The sequence below is a fragment of the Flagellimonas zhangzhouensis genome, assembly GCF_900102925.1.
Classification (GTDB): domain Bacteria; phylum Bacteroidota; class Bacteroidia; order Flavobacteriales; family Flavobacteriaceae; genus Flagellimonas; species Flagellimonas zhangzhouensis.
Window position 1 is genome coordinate 928,980 of record NZ_FNKI01000001.1, and the last position, 21,241, is coordinate 950,220.

Genomic DNA, 21,241 nt, shown 5'->3' on the forward strand with positions numbered 1-21,241 from the left:
ACGTTTAACAAAAAGAAGACAACTATGAGGTCAAATTTCACTTTTTCCGTCCTGTTTTGGCTTTATTCCGGTAGGTCAAAAAATGGAAAAGCCCCTATTTATGCCAGGATTTCTGTCAATGGTAAAAAACTGAACATTAGTTTAAAGCGGAGAATCCAAATCAATCACTGGGACTCCGAAAGGCAGCGGGTAAAAAATTCTACTATTGATGCCAAATCCATCAACCAATATCTTGATGGGTTCTACTCTGGTTTGTTTCATTCATTCCAACAATTACGAATAGAGGGTAAACATATCACTCCTAAGAGTGTAAAGGCTAGGTTTCTGGATGAGGAAGTGGAGAATCAACATTTTACCATGAAGGACTTAGTGTCCTACCATAATTCCAATATGTTTACCAAGCTCCACGGAAATACCTCGAGACTCTACCTGACAAGCCAGAAGTATATCTTTTTATTCTTGAAAACAAAATTAAAATTGGAAGACATCAGACTTGATGAACTGAATTATAAGTTTATCCTTGACTTTGAAAATTTTCTTCGCAAGCATAAACCTAATCACTATCAGAAGCAAATTGGTAACAATGCTGTAATGAAGCATATTCAAAGACTGAGGAAAATGGTCTCTCTGGCCTATCGACTGGAGTGGATAGATAAAGACCCGTTTAGGCAGTTTAAACAAAGGTTGACCCCTACGAACAGAGAATATTTAGGTTCCGAGGAACTTCAAGCGATTGAAGAATTGGAGCTTCAAACCAAGCGATTAAAAACTGTTAGAGATCTTTTTGTATTCAGTTGCTATACCGGTATATGCTATACTGATTTAATGCTTCTGACCGAAGATAACGTAATAATGGGGTTGGATAAAAAATATTGGATAATCACTAAAAGGCAGAAAACCCATAACCCTGTTAAAATACCACTTTTAAAAAAAGCTATGGATTTGATTGAACGGTATAAACAAGATTCCAGATCAGTAATAAATAATACGCTGTTCCCAAGAATATCAAATCAAAAGATGAACGCCTATTTGAAAGAGATTGCAAGTGAAGCAAAAATTAAAAAGAATCTTACATTTCACATGGCAAGGCATACGTTCGCCACGACAGTTACCCTGACCAATGGTGTACCCATAGAAACCATTTCAAAAATGTTGGGACATCGAAAACTTACCACCACCCAGATTTATGCAAAGGTGTTGGAAAGGAAGGTTGGTGAGGATATGGAGATTTTGAGAAGCAAATTAGAAGTAGCAACCGAATCAGATTTAAAGAAGAAAGCGAACCAAGGGTAACGTAGTGTTGCAAGTCCCAATCTTACCCAGACTTTTGCGCTTGGTTCCTATCGAGTTTTTGTAGTGTTCGGGAAGATAAATTCATTCAACAGCTTCTAATAAACAAAAACCACTGAATTTATTGTTACTCTATACACCAAAGAAAGGTATTTCGGTTTTCACGCTTGCGTGAAAAAAGGAATAGCAAGAGGGTGATGCGCAGATTGCGCCATCATGGTTGTTTTCGGGTCTTCAACAAGTTGAAAACCAGTTGATTGACCTGATTTTGTAATACTTCACAAAGATCGGGGCTACAGTAAACTTTTCCTAAATCTACAGTAAACCCTTTGGGAAGCCCTGTAAGCCCTGGAAATTTTTGACGAAAAAATTGACACAATTTGATGAAAAAACAAAATGGCCTATGGAAGCAGTCTAAAGCTTAAAATAACGGAATGGAGATTGGAACAATATAAAATTGAGGCTAACAGACCGTTGGATTACCTCAAATGATGAGAAGAGTATATCGGATTAATGGATAAAATTACCTCGCTCAGTAGTATTAGTTAAGGGTAAGTTTTGGGACGCTTGCAGCACTTCACTGCGTTACGCTCGCTAAATTTTGATTTTTAATACTAAATGAATCTTGGGTAGCGCAAGCTTTTCATAAAATCAAGTTTTCTAGAACTCATCTGTCAATTGTCCATCACCCCAAATACCTTTTTGTAGTATTTTATGCTCATTGTTATAAAAAATGCCAAGTCCAGTGCGTTTTCCTTGTGAAAAATCACCAAGATAATATTGTCCGCTAGGTCTATAGAATTCTTGACCGTAACCGTTATGCTGTTCATTTACAATTGTTCCGATATGCGCCATTCCAGATTTCCAAGAATAAGCACCTACATGATCTCTTTTACCATTGGTAAAAAATCCAACATAGCTATCTCCATTGTCAAACTTGTAGTACCCAAATCCATTCTGACAGTCACCTACACAGTTTCCCCGTGCAATTTTCTTCTTGTAATCATCGGTAAGGAAATCCTGAACCAACTTTCCTTTTTCGTATTTGCCTGCCTGCAATATTTCACCTCCGTTTTTAATATAGCCATAGCCATTCTGATACCCTTTTGCCCATTGTCCAATGTAATAGTTCTTACTGTCTATCCATGTGTATATGCCAAATCCACCTCTAAATCCATCAACAAAGTTTCCCTGATAGTATCCTGAATTGTCCTTGTAAAATAAAGTTCCTTGCCCATTTGCCTTTCCATTGCTAAAAAAGCCTTCAATAGTGTAGGTCCCAAAATCTGCTTTCCCAAAGCCATTGGAACAGTCACCATTTAAACATGTTATGGTGACCTCGTTTTTGGTCGCTTCAGCCTTCCCTTGTTTAGTGTCGTTCCTGAGCCTGGTAATGTCTTGAAGAAATTTCATTGATTTAGACATTAAAATGGGGTCGCTGAGTTTTGGCAGGTCTTGTAATTTCCCCTGATTGGATGAATAAGCCAATTCTGGAGTTGTTGGTATACCGTTACCGCTAATGGTGCCGTTAGTGTAGGTGATGGTCCTGTATTTTACTTCGTCAATATTCCATTGATACTTACTTCCCGAATAGTTAGATGCTTTGAATTTTGTTCTTTTGATCCAATTGCCATATTCATCATACACATAATCGTATAAAATGCTTTCCCATATATCGGACATCCCCAATTCTTCCTCCAAATGGTTTTGGTCATTGTACCGAAAGTAGCGTATGTCATCTTGGTTATAGGATTCATGTAATTTTAATCCATCATAGGAATAATTGCTCGTATAGAAAACTGTGGCTTTACCGTTGCTGGATTCGGCAAGTTCATAAACAATCACATATTTTTGATATTTAAAGATGGCCCCATATTTTAAACCACCCAGAACAATATATTGCCCTTCATCATTTTTTACGGTTTCTGGCAAGTCATCCGAAATTATACCAATAGGTGTTTTGTAGATATAAAGTGTTTTGGCGATTCCTTCTTGTTTTCTCGATGAGTTGAACTTCTTCATAATGGCTTTTGAACTATCGGCCAAGTAATTATACGAGGTACGTGTTTCGTAATGGTTGTCCAAGTAAAGTTTATCCTCTGTCAAATACCCATTAGAGTCGAACAGAAGTTCATTCTTTTCACTATATAAATGGGCTCCAATAGCATGATATTTGGTGATGGACATCGCTTTTACCTGTCCATCCTTGATATCAAAATTGCTAAGGTGCAGGTTTTGAGCAGACCCGTTGTAATGAAAAAAGTGTGCAAGAATTATAAGTAAGGCAGTGGGGAGTTTTTTGATAATGGTTTTGGAATTCATCTGTTTTGATGGATTGGTTCCCAGCAAAACTATCGGAAACCCCACCTATAGTGCAATAGGACAATTGCCCTATTGTATGGATTTGTACAGGTTCTAATTTTGGGTCTGCAAAATAAATGACTCATGCCCACATTAGAAACATTGCCCTTAGAACATGGAGACAAGACCAAGCTTAGGCGTCAGTTATATGGCATGTTGCTATTTCCGGTAGTCGTGATTGGAATATTCTGGTCGTTCCTTTCTATTATATTCAATTCCAGTTTTGCCAATGATGCCTTTGGCATTTATATGATGATGGCATTCTCGGTTTTATTTTTTGGCGTCATAGCCTATATCATTGCATCTACAGCAATCGATTTAAAAAGAAGGGTTAAAACACGGATTTCTGGAAAGATTACGGATAAGAGGCTGCACAAGTCTACTGTTAGTAATAGACCTGTTCATGGTCATAGAAATAGGACAAAAACCAGAAGTTCATATTATGTCTATATTGATAATGATGAGTTTGCCGTAGACTACTCTTGTTACTCTAAAGCTAGGGTAGGTACAGAAGTGCAGTTGGACCGTGCCCCCAAATCAGGAATTACATTAGATCTTCAAGTGGTGCGGCGGGCTGATGAAACCAATGATATTGCAAAAGAAGATGAAGAGGAAAAACATTTGGAGAAGCATGTGCCCCACGCGAGGTATACACCAAAAGACCATGAGGTTTTGAATCGTAAATGGAAAGCTGAAATAAAAAATCGCTTGGTCAAATCCAGTCCTTTTCTAGCCATCGGATTTCTATTGATCATAAATGGATTTTGGAGCTTTGTAGTTGTTCTTTTTCCGCTATGGGCCGTACCTCTTTATCAAGGATATAGACTTTACGCAGCTTACCGAAATTATAATAGGAACAAGAATAGATCATACAAACGTGGGGTCCCCGAGGTAGTGGAGGATAAATTTACCTATGCCTCTAATCGACATTCAAATAACAATCGGATCGTACTTACAACAGGGTCACTCATGGTAAATACGGTCTTGTACGATAAACTTTCTGTTCGTGATAAGGTAATTTTATATAAAACCCAATATGGCAATATACCGTTAAGTTTAGTGCTTCCCAATGGTGAAGAAATTCATCTTCTCTAAAAGCTAATTATGCTCGGCAGTGTGTTGTTATTGATTGCGATGATAGGGCCTATGGTACTCTTGGCAACTTTTCTACATTATCTTTTTCCCGTTGAGAATGTCAATGGATTTGATCAATGGGTTCCGGCGCTAGTATCGGCGCTTTCAGCTTGGTCCTTTTTTACAAGTTGGTTATGGTTTTATCTGTTTAACCTCTATTTGAGTTTGCCCGTATTCCTTCTTGCACTTGCACTACATCTATGTACTGTCCGCAAAAATCTGAACCCGAAGTTGATACGAATAAATACCGCCTTGTTAATGGCTGCAATATTGATGGGGTTTGTAAGCTTCCTTTATTTTGATATTTAAGATGAAAACTGTCGGTTTTCCTTCATTTTACGACAATTGCCCTATTGAAACCAAGATACTGGGAGACTAGGTTTGTTCAAAACTTTAAACCAATAGTATGAAACGTATCAATTTATCTGTATTTTCTTTTTTATTGATCCTAATGTGTGTCTTGCCAGAGGTCAATGCGCAAAATGTCAAGGATTTTAAAATCAAAATGTTGGGGCCTGCTAATTTGAATTTTAGAAAGAGCCCTAAGAGAATTGTTATTTCCGATTTTCAAGTCAATTTCCAAACAGCACTTCAATTAGAGGACAAGAAAAAAGGCGGAAAACTGTGGAGAGGTGGAATAAAAGGTGATGCCAAGGCATCTTTGACCTTGGTGTTGGATGGGCTTAATATGGACCAGCTGCAGCAACTAACCGATAAGCTCTTTGAACAATATAAGGCAGACCTCGCTTCCAATGGATTTGAGATAGTTCCCATTGAAGAGTTATGGAACCATAGCACCTATCAAAAAAACCGTGAAAAGCGATGGGATTTAAGATCAGGTCAAGGAGGTGAAAAAGGAGATGAGTTCGGGGCCATTGTGATGCGTCCTACCGGTCAAAAATTTATTGTGAACAAGCAATCCATGGAAAATAAGAAGACCGGTCCCTTGAAAATAGCCAATTATGAAGAGCAAGTCGAAATGAAAGTATCCAACCAAAAAACTGATTTTATATTCAATAAGGTGGTTTTGAACGTACTCGCTTTCGATAATGCATTGAGCGAAACTACACGAGCCTTGAACAGACATGCCGGATATGCACAGGTAAAGGCAGAGACCGATTTTAAGATTGATTCAAAAAGTTACAATAAGTTTAATATTGGTATGATGGTTTCCAATCGTGGTGTAGAGGTCGAAGGGGTTCTTGAAAAGCAAAAATTTGATGCTTCTCAAGGAGCAGATGTGGACAGGAGAGGAATGGATGCTGGCGTGTTTCACGTTTGGCGCGTAGAGGACAAGGAAGATATAAATGTTTCAGTCGTAAAATGTAATCCAGAAACATATAAGAAAGGAGCAGAACTAGCCATTACATCATTTTTGGATGCCACTATCGAAAAGTTGGTGGACAAGGCGAATTAAATTTTCTGGAAAAACTTAAATTATATACTCAATTGGATTAGTTTTAAGCACCAACCATTTTTTTCTCTAATGACCATTTTTCAGAAGACCCTGATTCCCATTTTACTTTTCGGCCTATTGTCTTTGCATACTGTTGAGGCGCAGGATATTCAACAGGCCATCAATGCGTTGAAAGATACCTTGGAAGTCAAGGAAGGTGAGGACAGGATTCTTGTCTTGAAAGATATCGCAATGAAGTTTCGTTCCATAGATATGGACAGTGCCAGATATTATACAAAATTGGCATTTAATGAAGCAGAAGCTTTGGATGACGATTATTACAGGGCCAGGATATGGATTGTGTACGGGATTCTCTCTTGGGACGAGGGCAGGCCCAAAGAAGCATTGAGTTTTCATTTGAAGGCTAAACCTATTTTGGAAAACTCCAAAGATTATTTTGTTTTGGGAAGTCTCTATACCAATTTAGCCAATACGTACGAAGCACTATCTGAGTTTGATAAGGCGGTAGATTTTCAGTTTAAGGCTTTGGAAAGCTTTACGGAAGGAAAGGATACCCTCTGGATAGCAGGATCCTATTTGAATTTGGGGAATAGATATAAGTTGATTCAAGAACCTGGTCTAACCATGGAGTATTATCTCAAAGCATTGGATTTGTACGAAAGAATCGGGAACAACTATTTTATGGCGATGTGTTATAACAGTTTGGCCGTGGCCTATTTAGAAAACAAACAGTATAACAAGGCCATTGAATATGCCAAAAAATCGTACGACACCAATAAAGATGTAGGAGCTGTTTTAGAGCTCGCGTATCCTTTGACGAATTTGGCTTTAGCCAGTTGGGCACTTGGTAAATATGATGAAGCGGAACTTTATTATATTGAGGCCATAGCCCTTCAGGAAAAAAAGGGAGAGCGTTTGGCCCTGATTTCCCTAAAAAATGACTTGGCCAATATATATCTTAATCAGGGAAAAATGAATCGTGCTGAAAAATTGGCTTTGACCACATATCGAGAAGCAGATTCTATAGATTACCTTCCAGGTATTGATGCACTTTCCAAGACCCTGTCCTTGATTTACGAAGAAAAACCGGATTTTAAAAAGGCCTATGTTTATCACCAAAAACATAAGGCAGCAAGAGATAGCTTATACTTTACAGAAAAGGCCAAGGAAATGTTTAACCTAAAGGAAAAGTACGAGTCGGAACAAAAGGAAAATGAGATACTCCGTCAAAAGAACGAACTGGTCGAAGGCGAGCTTGCTCTAAAAAATAGGAACAATATGCTTATGGGCAGTGGGGCTCTTTTGGCCATTCTGCTTATTGTCGGTTTTGTGATTTTTCGTGAGCAAAAGGTTAAGGCGAAGAATTTTGCAAGGGAAACCGCTTTGGAGAAGGCTATGGCAGAGGCTCGGGCACAAGAAAACCTAAAGGAACAACGTTTACGGATTGCCCGCGACCTGCACGATAACATAGGTTCGCAGCTCACATATCTTACCTCCATAACCGATTCCGCTAAAAGGGGCATAGACAAGGGAGAGGTATTCTTGATGGAAAAGCTCACCCAAATGAAACAGTTTTCACTGGTAACCATATCCGAGCTTCGGGATACCATTTGGGCCATGAACAAGGATGAGATCAGTTTGGAAGATATCAAAGAAAGAACCCAGCAATTGGCCGCGACCGTTCATGAAGCCACGGATGATAAAGTCAGGATGAAGGTTGAAGGGAGGCCGGATCATAAGGTGCTCAATGCCTTTGTAGGGATGAATCTTTTCAGAATTATTCAAGAATCCGTGAACAATGCCGTAAAACATTCCGGGAGTGAACAGATTCAAGTCAGGTTTACCGATATTGATGAAAAAGTACAAATTGAAATAGAGGACTTTGGCCAGGGGTTTGACACATTGCAGTCATCAAATGGCAACGGACTTCAAATTATGAAGAACAGAGCCGAAAAAGCCGGGATTGATTTCAAACAAGAAAGTATAATCGGTAAAAGCACCAAGGTAACATTACAGGTTAAGGCATAATTCTTTCAGCACAAAAAAAAACAAGACCATGAGCAAAATCAAACTGGCCATTGTGGATGACAATACGTTCTTAGCTAGGGCCATCAAAGAAAAATTGGTCGATTTTGAGGAATTGGACATCAAGTACATGGTTTTTAATGGTAGCGAGCTGCTTGCTAAACTGGAAAAAAGCCATAATCTGGATTTAGTGTTAATGGATATAGAAATGCCTATTTTGGATGGGATAGAAACTGTTCGTATCGTAAAACAGAAATATCCCCACATTAAAGTGCTCATGCTTACCGTTTTTGACAATGATGAAAATATCTTCAATGCCATCCAGGCCGGTGCCGATGGTTATTTGCTCAAAGAGATCGAAGGGCCAAAGTTGCACAATGCCATTGTTGAGACCATTGGCGGGGGTGCGGCCATGAGCCCTTCAATAGCGGTAAAGACCCTGAAATTATTACGCTATCCCGAAAGACAGGAATCACTGTCCGTGCAAGAGGAAGAAATTTTGCTCAGCGACCGCGAAAAGGAGGTGCTGGAGCAACTGGCCGAGGGGTTAAGCTATACCCTGATTGCCAAAAATCTCTTTCTCTCACCCAGTACGGTAAGGAAGCATATCGAGAATATTTACAAAAAGCTCCAAGTTCACAACAAGTTAGAGGCCGTGCAAAAGGCAAGAAGACAAAGTTTAATATAGTACTTCAAAAAGTGTAATTTATATTGCTTTAAGTATATTTGAAATGACGAAAGACAAATCAATCACAAAAGTTCACAAATCGTCAACATTTTGAAATCAAAAATCGAAAACCCTAATAAAACAAGGGGTCCGAGAGAAAAGTTCGATTCTTGCCGGGGCTACTTTCTTTTATCATTCAAAATCACCTAATCATCAAATATCAAAAGGCAGTTCAGTGCTGATTTTCATCTGCTCCTTGGTCATGGGATGCGTGAATTCAACCTGTTGGGCATGTAAATAAAGCCGATCAGATGGAGTGCCATATAAATTGTCTCCAACCATGGGTATATGTAGACCCAATTTATGGGCACAGTGTACCCGCAATTGATGTGAACGCCCAGTAATCGGATTCAATTTAATCAAGGTTTGGGAGGCAGTCTTTTTTATGACCTCATAATGCGTCAATGCAGGTTTGCCATGTTCGTAGCTTACCATTTGCATGGGCCTGTTGTTGATATCCAAAATAAGGGGGAGGTCTATCACGCCCTTTATTTCTTCAATAGGTTTTTCTAAAACAGCAAAATAGGTTTTGTGAATGGTACGCTCCAAAAATTGTTGTTGTAGCAGCTTGTTCGCCTTTTTGGAAAGGGTAACGATCATAATTCCAGAAGTATCTTGATCTAGCCGATGTACAATGATGGGGCCATTGGCTTCAGGATATTGTTCCAGAATGCGAGTCTTGACCGAATCCTTTATGTACCTTCCAGGAACGGACAACATGCCCGTAGGTTTATTTACAACCACCAAATGTTCGTCTTCAAATAGAATTTCCAGTTGCTTTTCTGCCGCAAAATTTTCCAACAGGGGGTTTGGTTTTACAGAAATTCCTTTGAGCATGTGTGCTAAAATTGGTTGGCATTTGCCTTTACAAGCTGGGTAAAACTTACCATGCTCTCTTATTTCTGAATTTGGAGATGGTCCCCACCAAAACTCTGCCAGTGCAACAGGTGTCATTCCCTCTTTAAAAGCGTATTGAAACAATTTAGGAGCAGCACATTCCCCAGCCCCAGCAGGTGGTTCTTCAACTCCAAAATCGGTGAATACCTTTTTAACATTTTTGCCTTCTCCCTCCCCATTTAAAAAAATATAAGATGTGAAAATGGAGTCCTGCAGCTCATTGGATTTGGTTTTGCGTAGCGTTTTTAGGGATTCAATTCGTTCTTCGAATTCAACATAGGCAGCTGTGACTTTTTCCAATCGTAAATTCTCCGAACGGGTAAAACGTCTTAGGTCCATTCCATCATTCGTACCTTGTTCTGTCAACTTTTCAAAAAGCTCTTGTCGTTCTTTTTCAGGCAGGTGAATTGACTCTTTTCGAAGTCTGTCACGTTCAGCTTTGCGCTGCTTCGCTTCTTTTTTGGCGGTGATTATATTTTCTTTGGTCTCCTTTAAGGTCTTTGTTAAGTGTTGTTTTGTGCTTATGAACTGTTTACTTTTTTCTAGTTCATTAATTTCTTTTGAAATGGCATTAATGGCAGCCATTTCTGGAAAATCTTCTCCTTTAGACAATTGATAAACAGGAGGCACAAAAGGTAATATTTCCAGCTCAGGTTGCAGTTCACCCGAATAAGCACTTAGATATCCAAGTTCACCATCCTTAGTTTGAACAACAAGAACTCCCAACATGTGCCCTGTGGGTTGATTCACCATTTCTGGTAAATGTTGTTGCAATCGAGTTTGAAGGTCTTTAGCCGATTTCTTGGCTATTCCAATTGGCGTATAAAAATGAGGATATTCAAATGAATCAGGAATTGGATCTTGCCCATTCGTTTTTAAATAAACTAGTTTTGGATCTATTAACGGTGAGCCAGTTGCCAATACCTATTAGTTTGCCAGTCAAAAATGAAGACTTGATTATTCTTGCAAATTTACAGTTCTTCTTTTACTCTTTGTTCACCAATTCTACTATGGATACCCCATCAATCAATACATCTTTTAAGACGGCTTGCCCATCTTTAATGTTCACCAAGGCGTAAGTGATTTTAGTGGTATCTCTTCGGGAGCTCCAATAAGTGTATTCTGCTTCTTCAGCTTTTGATTCTTCTAGGTAAAATCGGTCGAAAGGAAAATCAATACTAACTCTGTTGGCAGTTCCAGTTGAGAATCCTATTTCTGCCTTTAGGTAATCCTTATTTCCCGATGGTTTTTCCTTTTTAATGGATTGAATGCGAGCAAAGCCATCTTTTCCATTGCTTATTATTGCATAAACTTCATCACCTCGATACCAATCTTCGGTATTTTCCACCTCGACGGTGTTATGATCAAAACTTAGCGTAATGTATTTACCTCGAAAAGGGTCATTGGGGTCAACTGGAGCCGTTTTAAACTTAAATTCGTTTCCAGATCTTAAAACATCTTCTTGGTCCCATATCATTTTTGCTGGGACAAAAAGTTGCGCCAAAACAACCAAGGCAAAAAGCGTGATCGTGATTTTCTTTTTATCCATGTTCCTTTCTTTTTTTGAGCATCCAATAATTCGCAAAAAAGAAACCTGCGCCAACTATTACAAATAATATTCCCCTTAAAACATAACTAAGGTTCGAATCAAAAAATCGGCAAACAATCAAAATCGCAATCGTTAGTAATCCGTAATTGAGAATGCCCAAATGGTTGTGATGAGCACCGACCCTAATGGTTTGTATGGCAATTAAAAAGATTAAAATATTGACCAAAAAAATCGGATAGGGGGTATAAATTCCCAAAATGAATAGGGGAATAAAAAAGAGAAAAACAGGAGCGATAGGTTTTAGTTGCTTAATTCCTCTTTCTTTAAAATGAAAAAAGAACATCACTCCAGCGATTATAGCTATCAATACCGAAACAATTAACTCTGGTGATCTGGCTAGTTCATCAAATAAAAAGTCTTTTTGCCGTAAATGACCCCAAAAATCATCGAAGCTTAAAATTAGAAGGCAAATTATGGTTCCCAAAGAACCCAGAATGCGATACCCGTTTCTAAAACTCAACTGACTTGCAAAAAACTTGCTTTCCCCGACCAAATAAACCAGTCCGAATAGACTGATATAGGCCACAAACATCAATTCTTCAAATTTATCGGTGATGGTTCCCAAAACAATGATAACAGATAATGGAACCACCCAATTATGAAAACTGGTAAAATTGCTTTTGGTTTTGTTTTTTAATAAATGATAATAGTAGGGTAGGGCCAATAACAATAAAGCCCAATACGCATAAGAAGTGGAAGTTGGGAAGTTCCAATAACTGGTTTCACAGGCATAATATGTGATTCCGATCAAGTACAACAATGATGTTATAGAGGACTTCATCACATAAAAAAGAGGAAGGCAAAGTAACATCCAAGTGAGTAAGAACGAACTAAGATTTCCTGGAATATTGTACACTTGACTTACCAACGAGATACTTGATCCAAAAGCGAAAAACAGAAAGGCAGAGGTACTTTCGCGCCAAGCAACACTCTCCTTTTTCTTGAAAAGCGCAAAAGCACAGAAAAACTGTCCTACCAGTAAGGGTAAAAAGGCGAAAAAAGTTTTGGTGATTTTGGAGAGTTCATCCCAATTGTGGGCTATGATCAAAATAATACCCAAACCCACCAAAATGGCTCCTAAAATGCCGAAGACCACAAAAAGCTTGTTGGTGGAGGAACCATGTTGCGATTTGTAGTATGCTTCAATTTTTACCGCAGTCTCTGAAGTGATAACTCCAGCTTTTTCTAGTTCTGGCAGGTCTTTGAGTAAGCTCATAGTCCTGAAGTTTTTAGGAATTACCTAATATTAATGAATTGAAGATAAGCATTAAAATTAAATAAGGTTCAGAGTAAAAAGCTGAACCTTATGTTTGAAATAAAACTAAAAGTGATGGTGTTAAATATTTTTAGCTTGTTCAATATGTCTTAGGTTATGGTATATAACAACTCTAAAAGTATCTCCCAGTCTTAATTTTATCCATTTGGAAATGGAAATCGAGGTTTTGATTTTTGTGAGATTGGAATTTTTGGCCTTATTCAATAGTTGAAGCATAACTTCTTGTTGGTGGATAAACTTGCTCAATACATCTCGACTTAGCGTACTGTTCAATGGATTCATTTCGGTGAAGGTCTTCATCTTTTTCATTCCTTTACTGGGAAGCATCATCTTACTAAAATAATTACCTAAAACGCCAGTGTTGAATTTTTTTGACTTGGGATATTTTGAATGTTCCAACCGTCTTGTGATTTCTGGAATATAAAATTCACCATATCTATTAAGATGCTCAATACACTCCAAAATGCTCCAACTTTCTGCATTGGACTTATAATTTAATTGTTCATCCGTCAATTCTTTGAACGATTGTACAACGTTCATATTCTTTTGGGTTAATTCAATAAGTTCTTTTAAAAGTTTTGCTGCATCCATGTTTAATGTTTTTCGAAGACAAAATTGCTGGATAAAAAGCAAATGATTCTTGATTCAAGTCAAGACTTTTTTAGCCTGGATAAGGTTTCGGGGGTCATTCTTAAGTAGGTGGCGATATATTTGTTGGGAATTTCTTGAAATAATTGAGGGCTTCTTGCCAGAACTCTTTCAAATCTTTCTTTGGGAGATGAGATTAAAATATCCTTCTCTCTTTCAAATTGCTGAAGCACCAATTGTTCCATAATGGTTTCCCAAAGCGAAACATTTTCGGGGTTTGACCGTACGAATTCCATAAAGCGCGTTTTCGATACAGATTTAAGCGCTGTTTTTTTAATAGATTGTATGTATAGGTCCGAAGATTTTTCGGTAAAGAAACTATCTAATGAGATGATAAAATTACCTTGGTATCCAAACCTTATGATATGTTCTTCATATTCATTGATAATCGATATTTTTAAGCTTCCAGACTCAATAAAATAAAGATTGGTGTCTGTGGTTCCAGCAACTTTAAGGTATTCATTCCTTTCTATGGTAAAGTTTTTCTCCCATAAATTTTCATCATCAATACGTTTGTAAAGTTCTTTTATCATGCATTCCAACGTTTTGTAAGCCTAAAAGGAAGTAATTGAATATGAATCTACTACTTTTTCATTTAAAAATGATGAGGTGTTAAAATCTCCATTGATTGAATTGAGTTTAATATTTTGGTTGAAATAAAAAAGTTTTTATAATTTTTACATGTCAACACTTTTATTCTAATTTTAGGACAATCACAAATCAATCCCAAAGCAATGCATAACCTCAAACGTGTAATAGTAGATTTTAAGAAGTTGACACCAGAAGTCCTGAAGCTTTTGGTGGAAAAATATCCTGATGGCTATGGTGATGATGATGTCATCAACTTCAAAAACCTAAAAGGAGAATCCATTGAAGCTGTAGAGGTGTCAACCGAAGACACCAAATACTTGGTAAAGATCAGTTCTAAATTAGAGCACTCCATGGCCAATTACGACGAGGATGAGGACGATAGCGATAACTCTGACCTTGAATCCGAAGATTTGGGCAAACTCCCAGATGACGAAGATGAAGACTTTTCCGACGAGGAAGAGTAGCCTACTTTTTTAAATTTCCAAGCATTTCAGCAGTGGTTTGGTCCAGATCATATTCTGGCTGCCAACCCCATTCATTTCTAGCAGGTGTATCATCAATACTGCTGGGCCAAGAATCTGCAATTTCCTGTCTAAAATCGGGCTCATAGCTTATGCTAAAATCAGGAATATGTTTTTTGATACTTTCTGCGATATCCTCAGGATTAAAACTCATCCCGTTTAAATTATAGGAAGAGCGCACTTTTACCTTTTCCGAAGGAACTTCCATTAAACTAATGGTTGCTCTAATGGCATCGTCCATATACATCATGGGCAATTGGGTGTCGGCTTTTAAAAAGCATTCGTAGCTCCCATTTTTTAATGCTTCGTGGTAAATATCAACTGCATAGTCGGTAGTGCCACCTCCAGGCATGGTTTTCCAACTGATCAAACCAGGGTAGCGAACACTTCGCACATCCACCCCGTATTTTTTATGGTAATATTCGCACCAACGTTCCCCAGATTGTTTACTGATACCATACACGGTGCTCGGCTCCATTATGGTGTTTTGAGGAGTATCTTCCTTTGGGGTGTTCGGTCCAAAAACAGCAATACTGGATGGCCAAAACACCTTGGATATTTTCTTCTCTTTGGCTAGGTTCAACACATGGAACAAAGAATTCATATTTAAGTTCCATGCCCTCATCGGGAATTTTTCCGCGGTGGCGCTCAACATGGCGGCCATCAGGTAAATTTCATCAATTTCGTAATGCATAACCACATCCTCAACGGCTGAATAATCGGTGGCATCCAAAAGCTCAAAAGGTCCCGATTGCATCAAAGATTCACCACCTTCACGTATGTCGCTAGCAATCACATTTTCGCTACCGTACTTTTTTCTGAGTTCAATGGTTAGTTCTGTTCCAATTTGGCCACATGCCCCAATAATAAGAATTGTTTTTTGCATTAAAATTGAAGTTAATTCGGTTTGGTCGCAAAGATACCCTTTATTAAAATTTGTACATTCGCCTATGCGAAAATTGTTAGTCCTTGTGGTGATAACATCCTATTTGTTAGGGTGTAAAAAAAATGAAGCAGTTGCGACCACAACGCAGCAGGTGGATTTGGAGTTTAACTACCAAAAAATGCCAGATAAGATTGCCATTAACCCAGATGCTGCAGTTCTTGTGGAGAACTGGGAAGAATTTAATGCACTGAATGCAAGTATAGATGTGCTATATAAAGCCACCAACAATGAGGATTTGGCCTTGGCGGTTGATGACCTAATTGAAAAAGAGAAAAATTTGGAAACAGGAAAGTATCCCGAGCTTTTCGATTCCTTTCAAGTAAAAAGCAGACAACAGGTTTTACGTACCTATTTATATAAAGTGAAGGCTAGTATTTTGGAAAATCAGCCTACCACGGAGCCTACCATTCAAATGTTGGAAGCCTATAATGCTTTACGTAAACAGTTGAACGTGATTATGAACAGTCAGTTGGACAAAAAAATAATCTTGGATGAAATTTAAAGCACTAATCGGACTACTATTTTTATCATTGGTAGTTACTGCACAGAATAGCGAAAAACAAAAAATCAATCAAGTTTTGGACGATTGGCATTTGGCTGCTGCCAATGCAGATTTTGATGCCTACTTTGGTTTAATGACCAAGGACGGGGTGTTTTTGGGTACTGATGCCACCGAAAATTGGCAGAATGATGAGTTTCGGTCCTTCTCCAAACCCTATTTTGATCAAGGGAAGGCATGGAGCTTTACTTCGGTAGAACGAAATGTGTACCTAAATGAAGCCAAGACCTTCGCTTGGTTTGATGAGTTGTTAGATACCCAAATGAAAATATGTAGAGGCTCGGGGGTGCTTAAAAAAGAAAATGGGCAATGGAAAATTGCCCATTATGTACTTTCAATTGCAGTGCCCAACGAAAATGTGGACGAACTGATTCAAATCAAGGAAGCAAAAGATGATGCTTTACTCCTTGAGCTAAAGAAAAAGAATTAGATCTAGTTTCCGCCTTCAGGGGCTTCGTTTCTTCTTGCTTCCAAAGCCTGTTTGCTCAAACTGGCCAAGTTAAAATTCGGCGCAATTTTCAACGCTTCATCAATTGATGCAATAGCAAGATCAATATTGTCTTTGTTCAAATTAAAATCGGCCAAAGCTTTTAAGTGCAAAAAGGCCGCTTTAAGAGGAACTTCGTATGGTTGTTGTCTTTCGTAGAAGGCATACATCATGTCATCTTGCGCATTGGCAATCCCATATTCAATGTTGGTAGAGGCTCCGCCTGTATCACCCGTCTGAATCTTTAAATCAGCCATTTCATAAGCTAAATAAGGAGAAGGGTTTCTACTAAAAAGGGCTTCAAATTGTTCCAAAGCTCTTTTGGGTTGGTTCAACGCTTTTAATGAAAAAGCTTTTACCTGAATCGCCAAATCAGAATCAGAATCTTTTTTTTCTATACCGATAGTGTTCAAGGCTTGCATGTGTTGACCATTGTTCATGTACACGAATGCAAGTGTGTCCCTTCTTTGTTCGGATGGTGATAGCACATTTAAGTGGGTCATGGCATTGATCACACCTTCAACATCACCTTGTAGTCGCATTTCTTTGTAAAATGCTTGATAGTGTTCAAGAAGTTGATTGTTGGTTTGTGCAACACCGCTAAAGCCTACTAGTAAAAGCAGTAGGAGAACTGTCTTTTTCATTGATCATCAAATTAGTGCGCCAAAACTAACAAATTAATTGTAACCAAGTTGTTAAGAATACGATAAGTAAATCAAGGCCTTTAGGAGTGGATATTTGCAGTAAAAGCATGTCCTTTATCCAGGTAATTTTGACTTAAAACCATCTTACCAGAAGCATTATCCGTTTCGCTTGAATAATGAGGTGGTTCTAGGTTTCTTTTTTTAGCTTCCGAGGTGTAATATTCTCGCTTGGTAGGATGCAGCGGATACACCCCATTAAAGGTTTCATCCCAATAATCCTTTTCAATTATGGTGATGATCATTTTAATGCAATCATTTAAATGAATCAAATTGATGGGTGCATTGCCATTAGATAGGTTTTGACGGCCCGATAACATGGTTATGGGATGTCGCTTTGGGCCTATCAAACCCCCAAAACGGATAATTGTGGTTTTTAGATCTGAAGTATTTTGAAATAATTGCTCACAAACCAATAGTTGTTTGCCCGATTCGGTTGTTGGTATTGGAATGGTGGCTTCTGTGACTTCACCCTCTGCATCGCCATAAACTGCGGTGCTACTCACAAAGACAATCTTAGACAGGTGGCTGGCCTCTATTTCGGTTAACAACAGTTGCATCTTGTCCACATAGCTTTCGCGTTGGGTACCACGTAATTTGGGAGGCACATTAATGATCAATACATCAAGTTTGGAAAGAAACTCTTTAATATCACCTTCAATAGCATTGGGTGACAGGTTTATTTGAAATGGACTAATGCCCAAGGCCCGCAATTCTTCCATTTTTTCTGGAGAAGTTGTTGTTCCAGAGACCGAATAACCTTTGGATAATAATGTTTTAGCTAAGGGTAATCCAAGCCACCCACAACCCAAAACGCCGATGCTGTTTTTACTCAAATCGTAAGGTTTTAATGGTCAAAATGGCATCATTGAGTACAAATGGCATGGGAATACTGTTTTGTGGTCGTTCAGGAACGCTAAAATCTTTGTGGGTCAATAAATCATTGGAAGCTTCATACAAGGTTAGTTCCAAAACCGAATCTTTGGGGAAGGTCAATGCCAATTCCGTAAAATCGTTGTTGGTAATGTAATGGGTGATGAGTTTGCTTCTTCGATTTTCCAAAAAGTAGGAGGACAACTCAATTTGGTTCACCTTGGCGGCTTGTATGGGGATAGGATTGGTGAAAACTTCCAATCGATTCACTTTTCTTTTTGGGGTAATGCAAATTTCAATCATTCGGTTTTGCCCAATAATGGTATCCAAAGTTTTATCGATATAAGGTGTAGGAATATCCTTTTTTGGAGCATCTGAGATATAGCTTAAGTTGGTCCTGTACTTGCTCGAAATGGTCTCGCCATCAGGTTTTCTTTTGTTTTCACCCAAAAACTGTCCGTTCCAGCCAATCAATACTTGGTCGTAGGTAGCCCATACCGATGTATCCTTATCTTCATCATACACATAAATTAGGCTGCTGGGTTTTGGACGCTTGTCATTAAAATTGGATTGGATATGGCTTGCGATACCAAATCCGAAAAACAATAAAATAAACAGGTAGGACAGTCGTCCTTTGCTTTTGAGTTGACCAAAAAACGGAAGTACCAAAAAGAATAGTAAAGTGGTTAAAACCGTAGCAGCTACCATCATTTTTAATCCCAACCCAACTGGGAACATTTTAATGAAAGGGGAAAATATGAGAACCGCTGGGAGGGCAAAAAACAGCAATAAAAACGGATTTGGCTTTTCTTGATAGATAACCACCAAAAATGCGGCGAGAACCCCAAATACTGGAACAATAAAAAAGCTTGCTCCTTTTAAATACTGGGCAACCAATCCACAAATGATCAACCAAAGGAGCATTGGAGCGACCAATATGTTCGGCGTGCTTGTTTTTCGAAATTTATTGTAGGTGTAAAAACATACTGCTAGAGAAAATAACACATAAACTGCAATATATAAATGGCCATTGTAGGTGAATCCGTGAAGCATGTCTTTAAAACCAGGATACCACCACGTAATTATGGTCCAACAAAAATAGCCTACAACTCCGTTGATTACTAAAGTAATCAGCATGGGGATGAATCCTTTAAAAATGTCTGGTAGGTTGAGAACTTGTTTTTTAAAGCCAACAACCAATAATAGGATAAAGGCAATCACTGCAAATCCGAACATTGGCCAAATCCATTCAAAAGGGTAGGAGACCATTCGGTACACAGGCAAGTTATAATAGACTTCGTCGTTCAAACTTTTGAGGTTGTTCAGGTCGGCTTCACTAAAATAGGTGAGCAAGGGCATTAGGTAACTACCTTGATGTGCCAAAGTGTTTCTATCCAACCGTTCGTAAGTGTCCAAAGCGGTGTGGTAATCAAAATGATCATCGATAAAGGCAAAATTGAATCCTTCAATATCACCATCTTCCCGAAAAACCGTTAGATCGGTATCGTTGGGCAACATTTTATAAATGCTATAGGCCAAGGAGTTTGCTACGGGATATTTTGGGTTAGCTTCTTTAAAGGTTTTGATAAGGTTGCCATTGCCTCTATTGGTTTCAACCAGCATATAACTTGGACCCCCACTTCCTCGTGCTTCAAAATTTAGGGCGAGTCCCACTTCTTTGGCCCAAGGGTGTTTTTTTACAAACAAGTCTGCACCATTAAGTCCGAGTTCCTCTGCATCGGTAATTAGGATGATGATATCGTTTTTAGGATTGGGATTTTCTTCCAAAAAAGCTCTGATTCCCTCCAAAACCGTAGCCACGCCACTGCCTGCATCGCTGGCCCCGTAGGATGAATGAGGTCCACTATCGTAATGTGACATGAGTAAAAGAGCCTTGCCATTACCAGTACCGTCAATTCGAGCCAAAATGTTAGAGGCTTTACTCAAATTACCCCAATCTCCTGCAGTGTATCCCTCTTGAATTGAAGTCTCCAATCCCATTTTATTGAGCTCAGAAACAATATAACTTTTCACCTTTTCGTGAGCTGGAAAACCTATTGCATGTGGCTCAAGTGAGATATTTTTTACATGGACCAAAGCCCTGTCCGTAGAGAAAGAATTCAAATTTAGGTCTTCATCTGGTTGGTAGGAGGGCATCAACGATTTAAAACTCCAATAAACCGCAAAAAGTAGGAGAATAAGGGCGAGGGAACGTGAAAATTTCATGGTATGGTTTAGTTGTATTTTAAATGTATGAAATTATGAAAGGTTCTCATATTTTAATACCTAAAATTAGGATATTCGCTAAAATAGACTATATTTATTATTCAACTTTAAATCCTAACCCTATGGCAATCAAAAGTTTTCAAGGCGTACGTTCCAAAGAAGAGTCCAAGAAAAAATACAACGCACCAATTTTGGTAGAGGACTACATGACCAAAAATTTGATTACTTTTTCTCCAGACCAGTCCATTTTGGAAGTTATGGAGACTTTTGCCAAACATCATATTTCTGGGGGGCCAGTGATGGATGGGAACGGTTTTTTGGTAGGCATCATTTCCGAGGCGGATTGTATGAAGCAAATATCCGAGAGCCGCTATTTTAACCAACCTATTCTGGATAAAAGCGTGGAGCGTTTTATGACCAAGAACGTGGAGACTATTCCGCATGACATGTCCATTTTTGATGCGGCTGGGGTATTCGACCGTCATAACCGTAGAAGGCTGCCCGTGATGAAAAACGATATTTTGGTAGGGCAAATCAGTCGAAAAGATATTGTGATTGCTGCGCTAAAATTAACTTCGCATAGCTGGAAGTAATTTATTCCCTTTTTACAATCATATAATAATCATTGTCGAGGGGCAAATAGCCCAAGTCGTACACAAAATAGTAGGTGCTGCCTTTTTTGGTGGTGTACAGGTTGGTAAAGTATTCAAAATCGAAGCCTTTATCCATCAACCGCATTTTGGTGGTCTTGGTTTTACCATCGCGTAGCGTATAACTATCTAGAATCCTATAATTTTTTCGGAGTTTGTTATTGATGTTCCGCATGAGGTTTTTTCCATCGCGGTTCAATCGGTTGTTGTAGGCATTTCGGCAGTGGTCGGAACAGTATTTTTGGTCAATACGGCCTATGAGTTTGTCACCGCATTCCAAACAGGTTCTATCGGACATAGCAT

The 21,241-nt window shown here is 38.6% G+C and carries 20 protein-coding genes; 9 read left to right on the plus strand and 11 right to left on the minus strand.

What is annotated here, in order from left to right; all coding sequences use genetic code 11:
- Positions 1-24: 24 nt before the first annotated feature.
- Positions 25-1,293 carry a site-specific integrase gene (locus BLQ18_RS04080; RefSeq protein ID WP_090292920.1) on the plus strand — a complete coding sequence of 423 codons (1,269 nt, stop codon included), beginning with the start codon at positions 25-27 and terminating at the stop codon, positions 1,291-1,293.
- 657 nt (positions 1,294-1,950) lie between these two features.
- Here the strand turns inward: BLQ18_RS04080 and BLQ18_RS04085 are convergent.
- Entirely contained in the window at positions 1,951-3,612 is a 1,662-nt protein-coding gene (locus tag BLQ18_RS04085) for an MORN repeat-containing protein (RefSeq protein ID WP_090292922.1), read from the minus strand.
- Positions 3,613-3,735: 123 nt separating this feature from the next.
- Here BLQ18_RS04085 and BLQ18_RS04090 point away from each other — a divergent pair, with 123 nt between their 5' ends.
- The 4 genes from BLQ18_RS04090 (at position 3,736) to BLQ18_RS04110 (ending at position 8,915) form a co-directional block, all read left to right on the plus strand.
- A complete protein-coding gene (locus BLQ18_RS04090; RefSeq protein ID WP_090292925.1) occupies positions 3,736-4,746 on the plus strand; it encodes a hypothetical protein in 1,011 nt (336 codons plus the stop codon).
- 445 nt (positions 4,747-5,191) lie between these two features.
- Positions 5,192-6,202, plus strand: coding sequence for a hypothetical protein (locus BLQ18_RS04100; protein WP_090292930.1), 1,011 nt, complete (start codon positions 5,192-5,194; stop codon positions 6,200-6,202).
- 69 nt (positions 6,203-6,271) lie between these two features.
- The gene (locus tag BLQ18_RS04105; RefSeq protein WP_090292933.1) at positions 6,272-8,230 is read left to right on the plus strand and encodes a tetratricopeptide repeat-containing sensor histidine kinase; all 1,959 of its coding nucleotides are present in this window, start codon (positions 6,272-6,274) and stop codon (positions 8,228-8,230) included.
- 28 nt (positions 8,231-8,258) lie between these two features.
- A complete protein-coding gene (locus tag BLQ18_RS04110) occupies positions 8,259-8,915 on the plus strand; it encodes a response regulator (protein ID WP_090292936.1) in 657 nt (218 codons plus the stop codon).
- Between the two features lie 192 nt (positions 8,916-9,107).
- On the opposite strand, the gene BLQ18_RS04115 is transcribed toward BLQ18_RS04110, so the two are convergent.
- From BLQ18_RS04115 to BLQ18_RS04135, 5 genes are all read right to left on the minus strand, one after another.
- Complete coding sequence (locus BLQ18_RS04115; protein WP_090292939.1) at positions 9,108-10,772, minus strand: RluA family pseudouridine synthase; 1,665 nt, start codon at positions 10,770-10,772, stop codon at positions 9,108-9,110.
- A gap of 64 nt (positions 10,773-10,836) precedes the next feature.
- Positions 10,837-11,400, minus strand: a complete 564-nt coding sequence (locus BLQ18_RS04120; RefSeq protein WP_090292942.1) for a GDYXXLXY domain-containing protein — start codon at positions 11,398-11,400, stop codon at positions 10,837-10,839.
- Entirely contained in the window at positions 11,393-12,676 is a 1,284-nt protein-coding gene (locus tag BLQ18_RS04125; RefSeq protein ID WP_090292944.1) for a DUF2157 domain-containing protein, read from the minus strand. The genes BLQ18_RS04120 and BLQ18_RS04125 overlap by 8 nt, the downstream gene beginning before the upstream one ends.
- A 120-nt stretch (positions 12,677-12,796) precedes the next feature.
- A complete protein-coding gene (locus tag BLQ18_RS04130) occupies positions 12,797-13,327 on the minus strand; it encodes a DinB family protein (RefSeq protein ID WP_090292946.1) in 531 nt (176 codons plus the stop codon).
- Positions 13,328-13,386: 59 nt separating this feature from the next.
- A complete protein-coding gene (locus BLQ18_RS04135) occupies positions 13,387-13,917 on the minus strand; it encodes a Crp/Fnr family transcriptional regulator (protein WP_090292948.1) in 531 nt (176 codons plus the stop codon).
- A 201-nt stretch (positions 13,918-14,118) separates the two neighbouring features.
- On the opposite strand from BLQ18_RS04135, the gene BLQ18_RS04140 reads away from it, so the two are divergent.
- On the plus strand, positions 14,119-14,439 hold the full coding sequence (locus BLQ18_RS04140) for a hypothetical protein (RefSeq protein ID WP_090292951.1): 321 nt from the start codon (positions 14,119-14,121) through the stop codon (positions 14,437-14,439).
- Between the two features lies 1 nt (position 14,440).
- Here the strand turns inward: BLQ18_RS04140 and BLQ18_RS04145 are convergent, their stop codons facing one another.
- Complete coding sequence (locus BLQ18_RS04145) at positions 14,441-15,382, minus strand: NAD-dependent epimerase/dehydratase family protein (protein WP_090292954.1); 942 nt, start codon at positions 15,380-15,382, stop codon at positions 14,441-14,443.
- Positions 15,383-15,446: 64 nt separating this feature from the next.
- Between BLQ18_RS04145 and BLQ18_RS04150 the strand changes: the two genes are divergently transcribed.
- Positions 15,447-15,944: a hypothetical protein gene (locus BLQ18_RS04150; protein ID WP_090292957.1), complete on the plus strand. Its 498-nt coding sequence runs from the start codon at positions 15,447-15,449 to the stop codon at positions 15,942-15,944.
- Positions 15,934-16,431 (plus strand): nuclear transport factor 2 family protein, encoded by a 498-nt coding sequence (locus BLQ18_RS04155; RefSeq protein ID WP_090292959.1) that lies wholly within the window; start codon positions 15,934-15,936, stop codon positions 16,429-16,431. The genes BLQ18_RS04150 and BLQ18_RS04155 overlap by 11 nt, the downstream gene beginning before the upstream one ends.
- A gap of 2 nt (positions 16,432-16,433) precedes the next feature.
- Here the strand turns inward: BLQ18_RS04155 and BLQ18_RS04160 are convergent, their stop codons facing one another.
- From BLQ18_RS04160 to BLQ18_RS04170, 3 genes are all read right to left on the minus strand, one after another.
- Positions 16,434-17,132, minus strand: coding sequence for a tetratricopeptide repeat protein (locus BLQ18_RS04160; protein ID WP_090292962.1), 699 nt, complete (start codon positions 17,130-17,132; stop codon positions 16,434-16,436).
- Between the two features lie 80 nt (positions 17,133-17,212).
- The gene (locus BLQ18_RS04165; RefSeq protein ID WP_090292964.1) at positions 17,213-18,025 is read right to left on the minus strand and encodes an SDR family oxidoreductase; all 813 of its coding nucleotides are present in this window, start codon (positions 18,023-18,025) and stop codon (positions 17,213-17,215) included.
- Positions 18,018-20,288 (minus strand): M20/M25/M40 family metallo-hydrolase, encoded by a 2,271-nt coding sequence (locus BLQ18_RS04170; RefSeq protein WP_090292968.1) that lies wholly within the window; start codon positions 20,286-20,288, stop codon positions 18,018-18,020. The genes BLQ18_RS04165 and BLQ18_RS04170 overlap by 8 nt, the downstream gene beginning before the upstream one ends.
- Before the next feature lie 122 nt (positions 20,289-20,410).
- Here BLQ18_RS04170 and BLQ18_RS04175 point away from each other — a divergent pair, with 122 nt between their 5' ends.
- A complete protein-coding gene (locus BLQ18_RS04175; protein WP_090292970.1) occupies positions 20,411-20,881 on the plus strand; it encodes a CBS domain-containing protein in 471 nt (156 codons plus the stop codon).
- Between the two features lies 1 nt (position 20,882).
- Here BLQ18_RS04175 and BLQ18_RS04180 read toward each other — a convergent pair whose 3' ends face one another.
- Positions 20,883-21,236 (minus strand): hypothetical protein, encoded by a 354-nt coding sequence (locus BLQ18_RS04180; protein WP_090292972.1) that lies wholly within the window; start codon positions 21,234-21,236, stop codon positions 20,883-20,885.
- Positions 21,237-21,241: the final 5 nt, after the last annotated feature.

Coding starts and splice junctions, on each gene's coding strand:
- BLQ18_RS04080 (WP_090292920.1), top strand. CDS start 25: ATGAGGTCAAATTTCACTTTTTCCGTCCTGTTTTGGCTTTATTCCGGT.
- BLQ18_RS04085 (WP_090292922.1), bottom strand. CDS start 3,612: ATGAATTCCAAAACCATTATCAAAAAACTCCCCACTGCCTTACTTATA.
- BLQ18_RS04090 (WP_090292925.1), top strand. CDS start 3,736: ATGCCCACATTAGAAACATTGCCCTTAGAACATGGAGACAAGACCAAG.
- BLQ18_RS04100 (WP_090292930.1), top strand. CDS start 5,192: ATGAAACGTATCAATTTATCTGTATTTTCTTTTTTATTGATCCTAATG.
- BLQ18_RS04105 (WP_090292933.1), top strand. CDS start 6,272: ATGACCATTTTTCAGAAGACCCTGATTCCCATTTTACTTTTCGGCCTA.
- BLQ18_RS04110 (WP_090292936.1), top strand. CDS start 8,259: ATGAGCAAAATCAAACTGGCCATTGTGGATGACAATACGTTCTTAGCT.
- BLQ18_RS04120 (WP_090292942.1), bottom strand. CDS start 11,400: ATGGATAAAAAGAAAATCACGATCACGCTTTTTGCCTTGGTTGTTTTG.
- BLQ18_RS04125 (WP_090292944.1), bottom strand. CDS start 12,676: ATGAGCTTACTCAAAGACCTGCCAGAACTAGAAAAAGCTGGAGTTATC.
- BLQ18_RS04130 (WP_090292946.1), bottom strand. CDS start 13,327: ATGGATGCAGCAAAACTTTTAAAAGAACTTATTGAATTAACCCAAAAG.
- BLQ18_RS04135 (WP_090292948.1), bottom strand. CDS start 13,917: ATGATAAAAGAACTTTACAAACGTATTGATGATGAAAATTTATGGGAG.
- BLQ18_RS04140 (WP_090292951.1), top strand. CDS start 14,119: ATGCATAACCTCAAACGTGTAATAGTAGATTTTAAGAAGTTGACACCA.
- BLQ18_RS04145 (WP_090292954.1), bottom strand. CDS start 15,382: ATGCAAAAAACAATTCTTATTATTGGGGCATGTGGCCAAATTGGAACA.
- BLQ18_RS04150 (WP_090292957.1), top strand. CDS start 15,447: ATGCGAAAATTGTTAGTCCTTGTGGTGATAACATCCTATTTGTTAGGG.
- BLQ18_RS04155 (WP_090292959.1), top strand. CDS start 15,934: ATGAAATTTAAAGCACTAATCGGACTACTATTTTTATCATTGGTAGTT.
- BLQ18_RS04160 (WP_090292962.1), bottom strand. CDS start 17,132: ATGAAAAAGACAGTTCTCCTACTGCTTTTACTAGTAGGCTTTAGCGGT.
- BLQ18_RS04170 (WP_090292968.1), bottom strand. CDS start 20,288: ATGAAATTTTCACGTTCCCTCGCCCTTATTCTCCTACTTTTTGCGGTT.
- BLQ18_RS04175 (WP_090292970.1), top strand. CDS start 20,411: ATGGCAATCAAAAGTTTTCAAGGCGTACGTTCCAAAGAAGAGTCCAAG.
- BLQ18_RS04180 (WP_090292972.1), bottom strand. CDS start 21,236: ATGTCCGATAGAACCTGTTTGGAATGCGGTGACAAACTCATAGGCCGT.